Here is a 2,195-nt window from a genome sequence, read left to right as displayed (position 1 = left end):
CCGTTATTACTAATATTGTAGTTGCAATAACGGGGCGGACCATACATTTTTGTTACTGCGAAGTCGAAGCTGTGTTGGTTAAAGGTGAAATTTGGAAAATCCAGCGTATAATGTTCGGACACTAAAGGAATGCTAATGAGCAAGTGAAAAATGAGTATTACATTTGATCCATCAGAGATGGTATATCCGTTTCCACCAAAACCTGCCCGACTAACTGATACTGAAAAGCAGCAATATATTCAGCAAATCAAACAATTGCTAAAGGAAAAAGATGCAGTATTAGTGGCGCATTATTATACCGATCCTGAAATACAGGCATTGGCTGAAGAAACTGGCGGTTTTGTTGGTGATTCACTAGAAATGGCTCGTTTTGGTAATCAACATCCAGCCACCACCTTAATTATTTGTGGTGTACGCTTTATGGGAGAATCTGCCAAGATCCTTACACCAGAAAAGCATGTGTTGATGCCAACCTTAGATGCTGAATGTTCGCTTGATTTAGGTTGTCCTATTGATGCATTTAGCGAGTTTTGCGATGATCACCCCGATCATACTGTTGTTGTCTATGCCAATACGTCTGCTGCAGTAAAAGCACGTGCTGATTGGGTTGTAACATCAAGTATTGCACTTGAGATTGTTGAGCATTTAGATAGCGAAGATAAAAAAATTATTTGGGGTCCGGATCGTCACTTAGGTTCTTATATTCAGAAGAAAACGGGTGCAGAAATGCTGCTATGGCAGGGTGAATGTATTGTTCACGACGAGTTTTCAGCTAAAGCCCTACGTGATATGAAACACTTATATCCTGACGCCGCTATTCTTGTTCACCCAGAATCACCTGCGAGTGTTGTCGCATTAGCCGATGCCGTGGGTTCAACAAGCCAGCTTATTAAAGCCGCGAAAGAGCTACCGAATCAGAAGCTTATTGTAGCCACGGATAAAGGTATTTTCTTTAAGATGCAGCAAATGGTGCCAGAGAAAGAATTAGTAGAGGCTCCGACAGCGGGCGCTGGTGCAACATGTCGTAGCTGCGCACATTGTCCGTGGATGGCAATGAATGGTTTGAAAGCGATTTATACCGCATTAAATGACGGTGGTGAGCAGCATGAAATTTTTGTTGATGAATCGCTACGTGAAAAATCACTGATCCCGTTAAACCGAATGCTAAATTTTGCGGCTGAATTACAGCTAAAAGTAAAAAGGTAATGCTTAAACTTTTTGTTTTATTAGCATCGATTAGTAACAAAAGAGCATAAAAAAAGAAGGCGAACAGAGATGTTCGCCTTCTTTATTTTAGGGGAGTGTGTTTATTGTTAGTCTTGAACTAACATTGCGCCACGTTGTGTTAAGCCACATAGCATTACAGGAATGGCATTAAAGATCTCTTCAAATTGTGCTAAGGCATCAGCATCTTGTTCTTTCAATGCTTCAAGTGCTGTTTCAGGATCAAACAGTAGGCTGAAAGAAAGCAATACGCCACCTAGTAGAGCATTATCTTCACTCTCTGGCGGCATAATGGTTTCCCAATCATCACGCGCAAGTTGCCAACCCTGAAGCATACCTTCACAGAAGTTACTGGTCGCTTCTGTGACAATTTGGCTATCGTCTAGTGCACAGCCTTCAGGCCATTGCCATGTGTTGTCATAGAGAGTAGTACGTGCTTCATTTAAAATATCGATGATTGCATTGGCATAGTTTTCTAATTCTTCATGGGTACTAAAAGGAGATGTTTCTTCTCCACCCCATAAAAAAGCTAACCATTCTGTTGGGGCAATAATATTAGGTGCTGCAGCCATTGCAGTGACAAAGCCACGTGTTTGCGCTTCGTTGAGCAGTAGTTCGGCAAGCTGTTGATCTTGCAAAATGACGCTAAGTTTTGAAGACATATAAAGAGTCTCTATTTAATCATTGTTAGGATATTCCTTGACCTATTTAACGATCAACGAAAGAGTAATCAAGTATTAGTTGCTTATTGTAACAGCCTCGTTAGGTCAAAATAGAGACGCGATGAGATATTTTCGTGTAAGTATCAAATTTGTTTTAAAAGTAGACACTTAATGCGATGCTTTCAGTTTTATCTTGACCTAATACCTTTAGCACAATATAGTAGCCGTCCGTTAAGAGGCAGTGCCAATTAACGCAATGTGGTGAGGTGTCCGAGTGGCTGAAGGAGCACGCCTGGAAAGTGTGTATAC

Annotated in this window: 2 protein-coding genes; one reads left to right on the top strand and one right to left on the bottom strand. The window is 41.0% G+C overall.

Annotated elements, in window-relative coordinates; translation table 11 throughout:
• The first annotated feature begins 150 nt into the window (after nucleotides 1-150).
• Nucleotides 151-1,206: a quinolinate synthase NadA gene (nadA, locus tag I3259_RS20135; protein WP_238031439.1), complete on the top strand. Its 1,056-nt coding sequence runs from the start codon at nucleotides 151-153 to the stop codon at nucleotides 1,204-1,206.
• Between the two features lie 107 nt (nucleotides 1,207-1,313).
• Here the strand turns inward: nadA and I3259_RS20130 are convergent, their stop codons facing one another.
• Complete coding sequence (locus I3259_RS20130; RefSeq protein ID WP_105060577.1) at nucleotides 1,314-1,886, bottom strand: UPF0149 family protein; 573 nt, start codon at nucleotides 1,884-1,886, stop codon at nucleotides 1,314-1,316.
• Nucleotides 1,887-2,195: the final 309 nt, after the last annotated feature.

Origin of the sequence: Photobacterium sp. Ph5 (assembly GCF_022129445.1) — a bacterium.
Taxonomy (GTDB): Bacteria; Pseudomonadota; Gammaproteobacteria; order Enterobacterales; family Vibrionaceae; genus Photobacterium.
The sequence above is the reverse complement of the archived record's forward strand: the minus strand, read 5'-3'. Positions and strand labels throughout refer to the sequence as shown.

What these genes read in the sequence shown, in the direction of transcription:
- nadA (WP_238031439.1), top strand. Translation starts at nt 151, where the DNA reads ATGAGTATTACATTTGATCCATCAGAGATGGTATATCCGTTTCCACCA.
- I3259_RS20130 (WP_105060577.1), bottom strand. Translation starts at nt 1,886, where the DNA reads ATGTCTTCAAAACTTAGCGTCATTTTGCAAGATCAACAGCTTGCCGAA.